Annotated in this window: 16 protein-coding genes; 2 read left to right on the forward strand and 14 right to left on the reverse strand. The window is 40.7% G+C overall.

Annotated features, from left to right (window positions below; all coding sequences use genetic code 11):
* On the forward strand, positions 1 to 373 hold a 373-nt coding region (locus tag FZ949_RS01730), incomplete at its 5' end, for a DUF488 domain-containing protein (protein ID WP_262367764.1).
* Positions 374 to 382: 9 nt separating this feature from the next.
* Here the strand turns inward: FZ949_RS01730 and FZ949_RS01735 are convergent.
* The 14 genes from FZ949_RS01735 to gmhB form a co-directional block, all read right to left on the reverse strand.
* Positions 383 to 1,207 (reverse strand): pyridoxamine kinase, encoded by an 825-nt coding sequence (locus FZ949_RS01735; RefSeq protein WP_103580177.1) that lies wholly within the window; start codon positions 1,205 to 1,207, stop codon positions 383 to 385.
* Positions 1,208 to 2,074 (reverse strand): radical SAM protein, encoded by an 867-nt coding sequence (locus FZ949_RS01740; protein WP_103580217.1) that lies wholly within the window; start codon positions 2,072 to 2,074, stop codon positions 1,208 to 1,210.
* A gap of 46 nt (positions 2,075 to 2,120) precedes the next feature.
* Positions 2,121 to 3,143: a uroporphyrinogen decarboxylase gene (gene hemE, locus FZ949_RS01745; protein WP_148790043.1), complete on the reverse strand. Its 1,023-nt coding sequence runs from the start codon at positions 3,141 to 3,143 to the stop codon at positions 2,121 to 2,123.
* Between the two features lie 92 nt (positions 3,144 to 3,235).
* On the reverse strand, positions 3,236 to 3,742 hold the full coding sequence (locus FZ949_RS01750; protein ID WP_085657434.1) for a YqhA family protein: 507 nt from the start codon (positions 3,740 to 3,742) through the stop codon (positions 3,236 to 3,238).
* Positions 3,743 to 3,758: 16 nt separating this feature from the next.
* A complete protein-coding gene (locus tag FZ949_RS01755; protein ID WP_103580175.1) occupies positions 3,759 to 4,784 on the reverse strand; it encodes an aspartate-semialdehyde dehydrogenase in 1,026 nt (341 codons plus the stop codon).
* Positions 4,785 to 4,833: 49 nt separating this feature from the next.
* Complete coding sequence (locus FZ949_RS01760) at positions 4,834 to 5,988, reverse strand: sigma-54-dependent transcriptional regulator (protein ID WP_103580174.1); 1,155 nt, start codon at positions 5,986 to 5,988, stop codon at positions 4,834 to 4,836.
* An 11-nt stretch (positions 5,989 to 5,999) separates the two neighbouring features.
* A complete protein-coding gene (locus tag FZ949_RS01765; RefSeq protein ID WP_103580173.1) occupies positions 6,000 to 6,392 on the reverse strand; it encodes a hypothetical protein in 393 nt (130 codons plus the stop codon).
* Positions 6,368 to 6,868, reverse strand: a complete 501-nt coding sequence (locus tag FZ949_RS01770; protein WP_103580172.1) for an LPP20 family lipoprotein — start codon at positions 6,866 to 6,868, stop codon at positions 6,368 to 6,370. The genes FZ949_RS01765 and FZ949_RS01770 overlap by 25 nt, the downstream gene beginning before the upstream one ends.
* 44 nt (positions 6,869 to 6,912) lie before the next feature.
* Complete coding sequence (gene gyrA / locus FZ949_RS01775; protein ID WP_103580171.1) at positions 6,913 to 9,534, reverse strand: DNA gyrase subunit A; 2,622 nt, start codon at positions 9,532 to 9,534, stop codon at positions 6,913 to 6,915.
* A gap of 98 nt (positions 9,535 to 9,632) precedes the next feature.
* Complete coding sequence (locus tag FZ949_RS01780; RefSeq protein WP_103580170.1) at positions 9,633 to 10,028, reverse strand: SseB family protein; 396 nt, start codon at positions 10,026 to 10,028, stop codon at positions 9,633 to 9,635.
* 1 nt (position 10,029) lies between these two features.
* Entirely contained in the window at positions 10,030 to 10,599 is a 570-nt protein-coding gene (gene gmhA / locus FZ949_RS01785; protein WP_103580169.1) for a D-sedoheptulose 7-phosphate isomerase, read from the reverse strand.
* Positions 10,574 to 11,992, reverse strand: a complete 1,419-nt coding sequence (gene rfaE1 / locus FZ949_RS01790) for a D-glycero-beta-D-manno-heptose-7-phosphate kinase (RefSeq protein WP_103580168.1) — start codon at positions 11,990 to 11,992, stop codon at positions 10,574 to 10,576. Before rfaE1 ends, gmhA begins: the two co-directional genes overlap by 26 nt.
* The gene (rfaD, locus tag FZ949_RS01795) at positions 11,985 to 12,974 is read right to left on the reverse strand and encodes an ADP-glyceromanno-heptose 6-epimerase (RefSeq protein ID WP_103580167.1); all 990 of its coding nucleotides are present in this window, start codon (positions 12,972 to 12,974) and stop codon (positions 11,985 to 11,987) included. Before rfaD ends, rfaE1 begins: the two co-directional genes overlap by 8 nt.
* Positions 12,971 to 13,486, reverse strand: coding sequence for a D-glycero-beta-D-manno-heptose 1,7-bisphosphate 7-phosphatase (gmhB, locus tag FZ949_RS01800; protein WP_103580166.1), 516 nt, complete (start codon positions 13,484 to 13,486; stop codon positions 12,971 to 12,973). Before gmhB ends, rfaD begins: the two co-directional genes overlap by 4 nt.
* A 91-nt stretch (positions 13,487 to 13,577) precedes the next feature.
* Between gmhB and FZ949_RS01805 the strand changes: the two genes are divergently transcribed.
* A partial coding sequence (locus tag FZ949_RS01805) for a c-type cytochrome (protein WP_262367765.1) occupies positions 13,578 to 13,910 on the forward strand: 333 nt, incomplete at its 3' end.

The following is a 13,910-nucleotide window of genomic DNA, read 5'->3' on the forward strand; positions in this document are numbered from 1 at the left end:
TTACAATCACAACATGTTTAAAGCTTATAGAATTTATGATTTTATCAAAGATGATAGTTTGGATATGAAGGCTGCTTTTGTTGATAGGCTCTATCCAAGAGGTATAAGAAAAGAGATATTTTCAAATTTCCTTTGGTTAAAAGATATCACACCAAGCACTACTTTAAGAGAGTGGTTTCATGAAGATAAAGAAGCTAGATTTGATGAGTTTTGTGAGAAATTTGAGCTCGAGCTTGATAATGAAAAAGCACAATCTTGCTTTAAAATGCTAAAAAAATTGGAAAAAGAGCATGGCGATATAGCACTTCTAACAGCTAGCAAAGATATAAATCTTTGCCATATCGTTGTGTTATTAAAAATTTTAAATAAGTAGTTTGCCCGCCTATTTTGCAAGAGTGCCAAGCATCTTTTCAAACTGCACACCATACCATGCACGACTCTTATCTTTTAGCGTGACTTTAATGCTACTAAGCACAAAGTTTGCTGCCTTTTTGATAGAATTTTGCATGCTTTCGCCATTTATGAGTGAGCCAAAAAGCACAGAAGCAAATATATCTCCGGTTCCACTCGTGTGAAATGGCAAAAACTCGTGAAAATACTCTACTTTCTCTTTTGTCTTTGCGTCGTAAGCTATGATGCCACATTCATTTTGCTTGTATCTAATACCCTTTAACACGATCTTATACGCACCAAAACTCGCTAAATTTTCTAGTAATTCCAAAATATAATCTTCATTATATTCATCTCTCAAAAATGGCTTGCCACACATAAAGCTTGCTTCAGTTATATTTGGCGTAATAACATGAGCTTTTGAGCAAAGTTCGCGCATTTTCATAACAAATTTTTCATCAAAGCCATGATAGAGCTTGCCATTGTCGCCCATGCAAGGATCTACAAGTATTAGCGGAGCAGAGCCACTAAACTCATTAAAAATTTTCTCTATCAGCTCAAGCTGACCAAAGCTACCTAAAAATCCGGTATAAATTCCATCAAATTTGATATTTTCTTTGTGCCATACTTGTGTTACCGCGTCAAATTCATCAGTCAGATCACAAAATGTGAAATTTTTAAAGCCAGTGTGAGTCGAAAGTAGCGCAGTAGGCAATATGCACGCCTCAATGCCTTGAGCGCTAATTATCGGAAGCGCGACAGTAAGGGAACATTTGCCAACGCACGAGATATCTTGTATTGTAAGGATTCTTTTCATTTATGCTCTTAGTTTGTAAAATTTTACCCCAGCAACATCGGCTAGATAAACCATATCTTGTTGCAAGAGCTTGTTTAAAATTTGCTTTGAGTGCTCTGAGAAATTTTCTTCAACATTTGCGATAGTTTGCGGACGACGCCTTAGCATTTCTAAAATTTCTTCCTCACTAAAGTTATACTTTTGCTCTATTTTGTGAGCTTTAGCTATATTAACCGGTACGCCACTTATCTGCTTGGCTAGCTCCTCTAGTTTTTTGGCGTCTACACCCTTTACATTATAAGCTGGTGGGCGATCTATCGTGCCAATATCCACTCGGTGCGGAGCTATCTCATTTATCGCTGCATTTAGAGCTATAAATTCCTCTTCTTTGTCGTTAAATCCAGTCACAACCAAAATTTCAAGCACAAGCTTGCCAGTAAATTCCTTACGAAATTTAGCCATCGCTTTTATGAGCTCGCTAACTTCTATGCCGCTTTTGTTGCGGTCTATCTTTTTAAAAGTACTTTGTACTGCACTATCCAGGCTAAATTTCACTATATCAAACCCATGTAGCGCTTCACAAATTTTTGGATCACACACGCCTGAGCCATTACTCAAAATAAGTGTTTTTGCGCTACCTTTTAGCTCATTTACTTTTGCTATCAGCTCTTTTAAGTGTGGGTAAAGAGTTGGTTCGCCATTTGCTGTAAGCGTGATGACGTCGATATTTTGATAAGCTTTTAAAGCTTCTTTTAAATCGCTTATGATCTCGTCAACACTTGGTGGATTTTCTATCGCATTGATTACTTTAGCGCCACTTAGCTCGCAATAAACACAGTCAAAATTACATGATTTTTGCTTTGGGCTTAGATCTATGCCAAGGCTCATGCCAAAACGGCGAGAATTTATCGGTCCAAAGACGATGCAAGGCTTGTTACCTTGCACTTTTTGTCTGCACCTGTTTTATGAAATATTTTGCATTCTCAACTGGCACATCAGGCAAAATTCCATGACCAAGATTGAAAATATGAGGCACGCCTTTCATCGTGCTTAAAATTTTATTTACGCCTTCATCTATCGCCTTTTTGCTATAAAGCCTTGTTGGCTCCATGTTTCCTTGAAGGACATATCTTGGACTAAGTTTTGCTTTGGCTAGCTCTATCGGTGTACTCCAATCGACACCAAAAATATCAAATTTTCCTGAAATTTTATCCAGATAGCCGCTTATTCCTTTTGGGAAAACGATGACTGGAATTTCTGGAAACTCAGCCTTAACGCTATCAACTATCTTGTTTATGTAGTTAAATCCAAACTCAAAATAAGCCTGCTCTTCAAGTGCAGCTGCCCAGCTATCAAAAATTTGTACCGCATTTACGCCTGCTCTTATCTGCTCTTTGACATAAAGGATGAGAGCTTGCGTAACTTTTTCTAAAATTTGATGTAAAAATTCTGGATTTTGATAGAGCATTTTTTTGCAGACCGCATAAGTTTTACTGCCACCACCCTCGATCATGTATGTAGCTATCGTCCAAGGTGCGCCACAAAAGCCAATTAGTGCCTTATCTTTGGCTAATTTTTCTCTTGTGAGCTTGATCGTGTCATAGACGTATGCTAAATTTTTAGTCGATTTTTCGATACTAAGTGCATCAAGTGCGGCCTTATCACGCAAAGGCTCACTAAAAACTGGCCCCTCGCCCTTTTCAAAACGTAGATGCATACCCATTTCAAGAGGCACAACAAGGATGTCGCTAAATAAAATCGCCGCATCAACGCCTAGAATTTCAACTGGTTGAAGCGTGACTTCGCTAGCCTTTTTGTAGTCTTTGCAAAGTGACAAAAAATCCCCTGCTTGCGCGCGTACTCGCATATACTCTGGTAGATATCTACCAGCTTGGCGCATCATCCAAACAGGCGTATAAGGGGTAGGTTTTTTAAGACAAGCGTCTATAAAAATCATTAAATTTCCTTTAAATTTTTAAAGGGATATTACCTAAAAATAGCTAAAGAAAAGATGTAGGGGAAATTTTAAGCGTAAAAACGCTTAAAATTTTAGTGATCTCCCTTGTGAAGGAAGTAAAGTCCAAGGCAAAGTGCAAGGATAGAAGCCGCAAGATAGGCCATCTCAAGCGGAGTTGTAAAGTTTGCGTGAAGCACCCTTTGGAAGAAATTTACGATTAAGACCATGACGATCACTTTGCCAAGCTTATCTTTTAGCTCATCAAGAGAGTGAACCTCTAAGACTTTGCTCTGCTTTGACTGCTTTAACTGTGTGATCTCTGAGATGAAAAGCTCGTAAATTCCGAAGCTAAATATATAAAGAACAAGCGCCATCAAGTATAGATCGATCGCTCCAACTATCTCACCAACGACTTCTGAGTGGAAATTTTCAACGTGAAAATCTGCAGCAAAGAAATATTTATAAACCTCTAAAAGTACCTTGCCGACGTCGTAACTTGCGATGATAAAAAGTACGATCGCACCTAAAAGTCCAAAAATTACTGGAAAAAGTGTAAAGCTGTTGCTTGCAAGCAAAATTTTTTCAAATATCTTACGCAATAAAAATCCTTTTTATTTACTCTTGCATCGCGATCCACTTTTGTGCGATCCTGACGGCATTTGTCGCAGCCCCTACGCGTATCTGATCGGCACTGCACCAAAGATGAAGCACATTAGGTCTGTAATTATCAACTCTGATCCTACCAACATAAGTCTCATTTGTATCGCTTGAAATGATAGGCATCGGATACTCTTTATTTGCCGGATTATCGACTACGACGACGCTTGGAGCTTTGCTTAAAATTTCTCTCGCTGCATCCGCACTTACATCTTTATCAAAGTGGATAGTGATCGCCTCAGAGTGGCTTCTAAGCACTGGCACACGCACACAGGTAGCGCTAACTTCTATATCTTTGTGAAGAATTTTTTGCGTTTCATTGACCATTTTCATCTCTTCTTTTGTGTAGTCATTGTCCAAAAAGACATCGATGTGAGGGATCACATTTAGTGCTAGGCGGTGCGCAAATACCTTTGGCTCACACTCATCAAGCTTAAACTCAAAGAATTTTTGCATCTGAATGACAAGCTCTTCCATGCCCTCTTTGCCAGCACCGCTTGCTGCTTGGTATGTAGAAACATCGACTCTATTGATACTAAAAGCGTCATTTAGTGGTTTTAAAATTTGCACCATTTGGATGGTTGAGCAGTTTGGATTTGCGATGATACCGCGATTTTTCCACATAGCTATATCACTTGGATTACATTCTGGCACAACAAGGGGGATGTCTTTATCCATCCTAAAATGGCTGGTGTTATCGATAACTACTGCGCCACTATCAGCTGCAAATTTGGCAAATTTCTCTGAGACTGAACCGCCCGCACTAAAAAATGCGATATCTATCTCGTGCTCGCTAAAAACCTTTTCAGTTAGCTCTTTTACCTTGTAATATTTGCCATTAAATTCGATCTCGCTGCCAGCACTTTTTGCGCTAGCAAGCGGCAAAAGCTCTCCAACTGGAAACTCAACCTCTTCCATCACTCTAAAAAGCTCTTCGCCGACCGCTCCAGTAGCACCAACGACTGCTACGTTAAATTTTCTCATCTGCTCTCCTTATCTCTTTTAATTTTCGTAATTTTACTTAAATTTATGGCTATTTTTTGCTTCTGGCTTGTAAAAATAGATCATTTGGCAAAATTTCATCGCCCTCGCTTAGTATCGCCGCTCTTTGCACGACTGAAATGAGCTCTCTTATGTTGCCTGGATAGTCGTAGTCCAAAAGCTCCTCTTTGGCTGCCTTTGAGAAATTTTTAGACTCAAAGCCATACTCTTTGCAGCATTTGTCCAAAGCATCCTGCGCGATAGGCAAAATTTCATCCTTTCGCTCGCGAAGTGGTGGGATAAAAAGTGGGATCGTGTTTAGGCGGTAGAAAAGATCCTCTCTAAACCTGCCCTCTTTCATCGCAAGCTCTAAATTTGCGTTTGTAGCGCAGATGATGCGAACGTCTATCTTTTCGCTCTTTGTAGCGCCAAGCCTTGTTATCTCGCGCTCCTGCAAGGCACGAAGCAATTTTGGCTGTAAATTTATAGGCATCTCGCCGATCTCATCTAAAAATAGCGTCCCGCCATTTGCCATTTCAAACTGCCCTTTTTTGGTAGTAGCTGCGTCGGTAAAAGCGCCTTTTTCAAAGCCAAAAAGCTCGCTTTCTATCAAATTTTCAGGGATAGCAGCCATATTTAAGGCGACAAACGCAGCATCTTTTCTAGGTGAGTTTGCGTGGATAAATTTAGCAAAGACCTCCTTACCAACGCCACTTTCACCACTAAGCATTATTGAGGCGTCAGTTCTTGCAGCTTTTAGCGCGATATTTAGAGTAGCTTCAAGTACCTTTGAAGTGGCTAAAAAGCCATTGTTTTCGTTTTTGGTTTCAACTTTTTTTATGGTTTTTGGAGTTTTTTGCTTAAGAAGCTCAACCCTTTTTATCGCCTCGTAAAGCGTTGAGATGTCAAACGGCTTGGTTAAAAAGTCCTTTACGCCGAGCCTAACGCTCTCTATCGCCTTGTTAAGTGTCGCGTTACCAGTCATTATAATGACGTCAAATTTGCCGTTTAACTCTTTAATGAACTCAAGTCCATCCATCTTTGGCATGTTTATGTCGGTTATGATTAGATCAGTGTCGTCGCTTAGTTTTTTTAGGGCTTCAACTGCACTCTTATAGCTTTTGATATTTAGCTCTTCATACTCGCCAAGTGCGATCTCAAGCGACTTTCGCATATTGATGTCATCTTCTACTATGACGATATTCATTTGATCTCTTTTTATTGAAGTATGCCGATGATAGCGGATTTTGGCTTAAATTCTACCATAAATCTAACTGGCAAAATTTTCAAATTTGAAGCGTTTGTGACCTGCACATTTTTGACGTTTAGCTCATTTTTTATCATCACTTTTTTTAAAGCAAAGCAGTCAAAAATTTCATCTTTGTGTAAATTTAAAAAGCTAAGAGTCGTGGTATTTTCATCTTTAAAAGCATCTATCTGGCAAAGAAATCTTGGTTTTGGATTTGATGTTAAAGTCATCGCCTTTGAAAATGAAATTTCTTCAAAGGCAACTATTTGGTTTTTTGTATCGACCTTTGCCCAAAAGATAAATTCTTCCAGGCAAAAGGCGAAATTTAAAAGTATCGTTAGTAAGAAAAGACTTCTCGCCACTTATCTTCGTCTATCTTAAGCTCCATATTTACCTTATAAAGCCCGTCTTTGAAATTTTCATTCACGATCCTTGCGTTTTTGACAAGACCTTGAACTTTTGAAGTGATAGATGAGTCATTTAGCATCGCATCTCTTACGGTGTCTTCAGCGTTGATCTTTACACCATAAAGCTTACCTGCAAGCTGCGAATAAGCATCAGCCATCGCCGCTCTTTTTGCAAGAGTGACTGACTGAGCGTACGAGAGCGAATTTAGCGGAGCTATGCCCTCGCCTGTGGCTCTAAAAGTGGTCTCTCTTGGAGCGCTATCATATATCATCTTCTCTTTTTTCATCACCTCTCTAAGATCGTCTTTATCGACCTTTTGGATGACTACGTTGCGGTTTGATGTACTAGTTGGCTCGCCCATAAAGCCGTTAAATGAGCAACCGCCAAATAAAGCTACCATCAAAGTAAAAGATAAAATTTTAACCTTCATAAACAACCTTTTTTATGCTTTTATTTAAAATTTAATAGCAAAATTTATTCCAAAAGCCCCATATCTTCGCTTGGTGCTTCGTCCTCGTCCTCGCCATCATCTGCCTTAGGACATCTTGCAATACTTACAACATCATCACCATCGACATTTACGACGATAACGCCGCTTGTATTACGTCCTGCCTTGCGGATGCTTTGCATATCAACTCTGATCATCTTGCCGCTTGATGTTAGAGCCATTAGATCTTGCTCTTCATCAACCATCACAACGCCCACTAGATCGCCTGTTCTGCTCGTTAGCTTCATGCAGATGACACCTTTGCCGCCACGATTTGTCAAGCGATACTCATCAGCAGTTGTGCGCTTGCCGATACCTTTTTGAGATATGCTTAAAATTTCTTGATCATTGCTTTCGATGACTGCTGCACCTACGACTTCGTCACCTGGCTCTTTAAATTTGATGCCAGTTACGCCGCGTGCAGTTCTGCCCATTTGGCGAACTTTGCTGATCTTAAATTTAAGGCACATACCCTTTTTAGTAACGACAAATAGCATTGTCTCATCGCTTGAGTTTGCGTCCTCCTCAGCATTTGCACTATCTTCGTCGATCTCATTTTGAAGCTCTTCTACTTCAAGCACCTCAGTCTCAACACTTAGCTCATTTTCAGGGTCAGTGACTGGCATATCATCGTATGTTTGAGCGATGAGCGCAGTTACTAGCTCGTCGTTCTCATCAAGGCTTATCGCTCTTACGCCAACTGAGCGAATGTTTTTAAACTCACTTAAATTCGTGCGTTTTACGATGCCGTTTTTAGTAAAGAACGCTAACGATTTGCTCTCGTCAAAGTCGGTCGTTGGGATGATCGCTTTGATCTTCTCATCAGGCTGCAACTGGATCAAATTTACAACTGCTTTGCCCTTTGCTGTGCGGCTTCCCTCTGGAATTTTGTAAACTTTTAGCCAGTATAGTTGTCCGCGGTCAGTCACAAACATAAGCGTATCGTGGGTATTTGAAGTAAAGAAGCTTTCTATAAAGTCATCGTCGTATGTGGTAACCGCTACTTTGCCCTTACCGCCGCGTTTTTGCTTCTCGTACTGCTTGCTTGGCACACGCTTGATGTAGCCGCGGTGAGTTATGGTTACGACCATATTTTCATTTGGTATGAGATCTTCGATATCGATGTCATCGTAGTCATCAACGATCTCAGTCACTCTTGGTACTTTAAATTTATTTTTGATCTCAAGAAGCTCTTCTTTGATCAAATTTTCAAGCAATGTCTCGCTCTTTAAAATTTCATCAAGTCTTGCGATCTCAGCCATAAGCTCGGCTAACTCGGCCTCTAGTTTTTCTCTCTCTAGGCCTGTAAGCTTACTTAGACGCATATCAAGGATAGCGTTTGCTTGAAGCTCTGAGAGGTTAAATTTACTCATCAAGCCTTCTCTAGCAACCGCCGTATCAGCACTATTTCTAATAAGCTCGATCACCTCGTCGATGTTATCAAGTGCGATCTTTAGACCCTCTAAGATGTGGGCTCTTGCGCGCGCTTTTTCAAGCTCAAATATCGTTCTTCTAATGATAACGGTTTTTCTGTGATTTAAAAATAGCTTAAGTAGCTCGATAAGGTTAAATACCTTTGGCTCTTTGTTATTAATAGCAAGCATAATAACGCCAAAAGTGCTCTCCATCGTGGTTGATTTAAAGAGATTATTTAGCACGATGTCGCTCATAGCGTCGCGTTTTAGCTCGATGACTACGCGGATGCCGTCTTTATCAGACTCATCTCTAACCTCGCTAATGCCATCTATTTGTTTATCTTTTACAAGCTCGGCGATCTGTTCGATGAGTCTAGCTTTGTTTGTTTGATAAGGTAGCTCGTCGATAACGATGACATCTTTATTTGGCTTTTTTTCTATATGAGTTTTAGCTCTTAGTTTGACCCTGCCACGACCTGTGCGGTAGGCCTCTATGATGCCTTTTTTACCAAAGATGATACCGCCAGTTGGGAAGTCTGGACCTTTTATAAATTCCATCACCTCTTCAAGTGTCGCCTCTTTGTTTTCAAGAAGGAGCAAAAGACCGTCTATTAGCTCATCAAGGCTATGTGGCGGGATATTTGTCGCCATACCGACAGCAATACCGCTTGAGCCATTTAATAATAAATTTGGCACACGGCTAGGCAAAACATCAGGCTCGACCTCTCTATCATCGTAGTTTGGCACAAAATCAACCGTGTCTTTGTCGATATCTTTTAAAAGCTCTTCAGTAAGCATGGTCATTCTAGCTTCGGTATAACGCATTGCAGCTGCGCTGTCGCCATCTATCGAGCCAAAGTTTCCTTGTCCGTCAACGACTGGATAACGCATAGAAAATTTCTGAGCCATACGAACAAGCGCGTCATAAACTGCTGTATCACCATGTGGGTGGTACTTACCGATGACTTCACCGACGATACGAGCTGACTTCATATAGGCACTTCTGCTGCCAACGCCAAGATTGTCCATAGCGTATAAAATTCTTCTATGTACTGGCTTTAATCCGTCTCTAGCGTCAGGCAAAGCACGTCCGACGATGACGCTCATGGAGTAGTCAAGATAGCTAGTTTTTATAGACTCTTCGATATCAACTGATGCGATATCTTGGGTTAATTCAAGTAGATTGTCTTTCATTTTTTTCCTTAAATTTAGCTTGGCTGATTTTAGCTTAAAATTAATAAAAACTTGCTAAATAGTAAATCAGCGACTTTGGCAATAGAACTATGAAAATTTTAGTCTAAAATTTTTTCTATCTGCTCTTTTTTAAGAATAAAATCATAGCTAAAAGCATCAACCACGACTCCAGCGTAGCTGCTCTCTTTTAGCATCGCAAGATACTCTTTTAGCCCTATCTCAATGCTCTCTTGCTCACTGTCGTTTCGCCAAAGCTTCATCGCCTCTTTGCTAGTAAATGCTGGAAAATAGCTAAGCTTCTCGCCCTCATCTTCAAGTAGGATAAATTTGATATTTGAGCCCTCCTCCTCATAAACAACGCCGCCATCAGGCTTTGCGAGTGCTTGGTTTAAAAGCACTGGAGCAAAAAAAGTAGCCTTTTTTAAAACCGATATCAAATTTATCTCATTTTGCTGGCTGGGATCACTTAAAAATTTATCCATCACTTCTTGCATTTTAGCCCCTAAAAGCCTCGTCTACAGCCTGGCAGATCGTGTGAATAAAAAATATGTGCGACTCTTGTATCCTTGCAGTATCGCTTGAGCTAACGACTAAATTTAGATCACTATCCTCATTCATAGCGCCTCCGCCTTTGCCACTAAGTCCAAGCACTGATGCGCCCATTTTCTTGGCACTTTTTATAGCTTCAAGGACATTTTTGCTGTTGCCACTTGTTGAGATCGCTACGAGCAAGTCACCTGGCTGAGCTAAGGCCTCAAACTGACGTGAAAAAACGTAGTCAAAGCCGTAGTCATTGCCAATGGCCGTAAGTGCCGAAGTGTCGGTAGTTAGCGCGATGCCTGGTAGTGGCTGGCGCTCACTTTTATATCTGCCAGTTAGCTCGGCCGCAAAGTGCTGAGCATCCGCCGCAGAGCCACCGTTGCCACATATCAGCACCTTTTTGCCATTTTTTAGCGTATCAGCTACCATCTGGCAAGCGCGCTCTAGGCTATCAAGTAAATTTACATGCTCGCTAAAGGTCTTTTGGTGAGCCTCGAGTTCATTTTTTATCATTGTTTTTAGCATCTTTTATCCTTTTTATTATCCCTGTTGTGCTTTTGCCCTCGACAAAATCAATCAGCCTGACCTCTTTTACGATCTCACTGCCAACGACCTCTTTACCCTTGTAATCAGCCCCTTTTACAAGCACATCTGGCTTTATCTTTGTTATCAAATTTAATGGAGTATCCTCGTCAAATATCACGACATAATCGACAAACCCAAGCCCACTTAGCACGCAGGCTCTATCATCTTGCGAGTTTATAGGCCTTGTCTCGCCTTTTAGCCTCTTAACTGAAGCGTCAGAATTTAGCCCGACAACCAAAAGATCGCCAAGCTCCCTTGCGCGCGCTAGGTATTTTACATGTCCAGCGTGCAAGATATCAAAGCAGCCATTTGTGAAAACGACCTTTTTCTTGCCCTTTTGGCTCAAAATTTCTTCTAACTCCTCAACGCTTTTAAGCTTGTGCTCGAAATTTGCCCCAAATGAGCTATTTAGCAGCTGCTCGATCTCGCTAAAGCTAGCCGTTGCGCTGCCTATCTTTGCTACAACTACGGCTGCAGCGAGGTTTGCTATCTTTATCGCCTCTTTTATATCTGCCCCGTTTGCTAGCATGTAGCCAAGTGTAGCTAGCACCGTATCTCCAGCGCCAGTGACGTCAAAAACCTCTTTTGCTTTTGCCGCAAAGATGTGTAACCTGTCATCATAAAGCGCGATGCCCTCTTCTGAGATCGTGATGATCGAATAGGTCAAATTTAGCTCGTCTTTTAGCTGTTTTATCGCCTTTTCAAGCTCGACCTTATCTTTTATCTTTAAATTTATAGCCTCGCTAGCCTCTTTTTTATTTGGCGTTAGAAGGGTCGCGTTTTTGTATTTTGAGTAGTCACTACCTTTTGGATCGATAAGTACTGGGATCTTTAGCTTCACGCACTCGTTTATGATCTCTTGGCAGACCTTCTTGCTAAGCACGCCCTTGCCGTAGTCACTTAGCAAGACAGCCTTGAAATTTGCAAGATTTTCTTTTACTTTTAAGACAAGCTCATCTTCTAAATTTATCTTGACAACACTCTCTTTATCGATCCTGACAACTTGCTGATGAGATGCCATTATGCGGCTTTTTATCGAGCTTTCACGCCCTTTTTCAGTAAGAATGAGCTCATCTTTTACATTTAGCTCAGCAAGCTTCTCTTTTATCTTTTTACCAGCCTCATCATCGCCTAAGACGCTAGCCACGCTTACGTTTGCGCCAAGAGAGAGTAAATTTCTCACTACATTGCCAGCGCCACCAAGCGTGTAGGTTTCGTTATTTATCTTTACCACCTGCACTGGCGCTTCTGGCGAGATGCGCTCGCAGCTGCCCCAGATGTAGTGATCTAGCATGAGATCGCCGACGACTAAAATTTTAACTCTCTTAGCCATTTAGCTCTTCCTTGTAAATTCTCTTTATCTCTGGTAAGTAGTCTTTTATCGCCTCTTCTAAGCTCCAAGTCGCACTAAAGCCAAATGCCTCGCGAGCTGGGGCTACGTCGGCCTCGGTATGAAACTGATATGAGCCGATAAATGGGTTTTTGATGTATTCGTTGCCTAAATTTACGCCGATTTCGCGTTGCAAGATGTCAGCGATATCTTGAAAGCTTCTAGCCTTGCCAGTAGCTGCGTTATAGACGCCACTTGGCGCGTCAAGTGCTTTTATGTTTGCGTCAATGATATCTTTTATATAGACGAAATCTCTTTTGATCTGGTCGCTACCTTCAAAAAGTCTTGGGGTCTTGCCAGCTAAAATTTGCAGACCAAACTGAAGCACCATTGAGGCGGTTTTGTTTTTGAAAAACTCACCCTTACCAAAGACGTTAAAATACCTCAGTCCAACCACGCTTACACCGCGTTTTGCGTAAATTTTATTGATATTATCCATGCTTAGCTTACTAAAGCCATAGACGTTATTTGGCGCTTCGCACTCGCCAACTGTTTGTGGGCTCTTTGCGTTGCCATAAGTCGCCCCTGAGCTAGCGTAGATCATCTTTGCTCCCAAATTCTCGCAGATATCAAGCAAATTTACAAAGGCATTTACATTTGTTTTTATTAGCTCGTCTTGCTCTTTTACAGTCGTATCTGAGATCGCTGCCTCGTGGTAGATGACGTCTGGACGAAAGTTTTTTATCTTATCAAGCGTGCTAGGATCGTTGATGTCGCCAGCGTAAATTTCACCCTTAAAGCCAAATAAATTTTTAAAATGGCCAAAGCTTTTTAGATTGCCGTTGCTAAATGTCTCGTCGTTTCTAAATTTATCCACGACAAGCACGTGAGCATCTTTATAGTTTTCATCAAAATAGTGCGCCAAAGCTGAGCCGATAAAGCCAGCGCCGCCAGTTATAACTATCTTTTTTCCGTTTAAATTCATAGTGATTTTTCCTTTTTTAGCTTATTTAAAACATCTCTTACATCTTTAAAATTTATGCCATCAAGCAAGAAATTTTTGCCCACACCAGCCCTTTTGCCAGCCTCGACGTCACTTGGCTTATCGCCTATCATTAGCGAGTTTTCAAGGTCGATGTCAAACTCTTTGCAAGCATCAAGTATCATCTTTGGATTTGGTTTTCTACAAGCGCAATCCGCCTCTGGAGCGTGTGGGCAAAAATAGACCTTTGTGATGGAAATTTGCTCTTTTTTAAAGCTTTCAAGCATAAATTTGTTTAGAGCGTCAAACTGCTCCTGCGTGTAGTAGCCTCTTCCGATACCTGATTGATTTGTCACAACAAAGAGCTTATAGCCAGCATCGCTAAATTCTCTTAACGCATCAAAAATGCCATCGATAAATTTAAAGTCTTTTATCTCGTAAACATATCCAGCATCTTCGTTTATTACGCCGTCTCTATCCAGAAAAAGTGCTTTAATAGGCTCATTTTTATTCATTTGGTGATTATAGCCAAAATATTTTAACTAGCTTCTTGCGAATTTACCTTTTTGTACTATAATGCACAAACTTTTTTACAAAGGATGAAAAATGAAAAAATTACTAATTGTTTCTAGCGTTGCGGCTCTACTTTCAACTGCTGCCTTTGCTGCAGATGGTGCTGCTATCTACAAAAAATGCATCGCCTGTCATGGTGCAAAAGCTGAAAAAATGTTTAATAATAAAGTTCCAGCTTTAACATCTCTTGATGCAGCAGCTATCGAAGAGGCGCTAAAGGGTTATAAAACAGGAGCAAATAAATTTGGTCTTGGCGCTATGATGAAACCAATCGCTACTCCAATGAGCGACGAAGATGCTGGATATGTTTACGAGATAAAAGACTTTAAATTTATCGATGGCATTTTTGATGCGTTAAGAGAATTT

Source organism: Campylobacter concisus (assembly GCF_902460545.1).
Taxonomy (GTDB): domain Bacteria; phylum Campylobacterota; class Campylobacteria; order Campylobacterales; family Campylobacteraceae; genus Campylobacter_A; species Campylobacter_A concisus_AE.

Excerpts from the sequence above, each read along its gene's own strand:
- FZ949_RS01735 (WP_103580177.1), bottom strand. The coding sequence starts at position 1,207 with ATGAAAAGAATCCTTACAATACAAGATATCTCGTGCGTTGGCAAATGT.
- FZ949_RS01740 (WP_103580217.1), bottom strand. The coding sequence starts at position 2,074 with ATGAGCCTTGGCATAGATCTAAGCCCAAAGCAAAAATCATGTAATTTT.
- hemE (WP_148790043.1), bottom strand. The coding sequence starts at position 3,143 with ATGATTTTTATAGACGCTTGTCTTAAAAAACCTACCCCTTATACGCCT.
- FZ949_RS01755 (WP_103580175.1), bottom strand. The coding sequence starts at position 4,784 with ATGAGAAAATTTAACGTAGCAGTCGTTGGTGCTACTGGAGCGGTCGGC.
- FZ949_RS01760 (WP_103580174.1), bottom strand. The coding sequence starts at position 5,988 with ATGAATATCGTCATAGTAGAAGATGACATCAATATGCGAAAGTCGCTT.
- FZ949_RS01770 (WP_103580172.1), bottom strand. The coding sequence starts at position 6,868 with ATGAAGGTTAAAATTTTATCTTTTACTTTGATGGTAGCTTTATTTGGC.
- gyrA (WP_103580171.1), bottom strand. The coding sequence starts at position 9,534 with ATGAAAGACAATCTACTTGAATTAACCCAAGATATCGCATCAGTTGAT.
- FZ949_RS01780 (WP_103580170.1), bottom strand. The coding sequence starts at position 10,028 with ATGCAAGAAGTGATGGATAAATTTTTAAGTGATCCCAGCCAGCAAAAT.
- gmhA (WP_103580169.1), bottom strand. The coding sequence starts at position 10,599 with ATGCTAAAAACAATGATAAAAAATGAACTCGAGGCTCACCAAAAGACC.
- rfaE1 (WP_103580168.1), bottom strand. The coding sequence starts at position 11,992 with ATGGCTAAGAGAGTTAAAATTTTAGTCGTCGGCGATCTCATGCTAGAT.
- rfaD (WP_103580167.1), bottom strand. The coding sequence starts at position 12,974 with ATGAATTTAAACGGAAAAAAGATAGTTATAACTGGCGGCGCTGGCTTT.
- gmhB (WP_103580166.1), bottom strand. The coding sequence starts at position 13,486 with ATGAATAAAAATGAGCCTATTAAAGCACTTTTTCTGGATAGAGACGGC.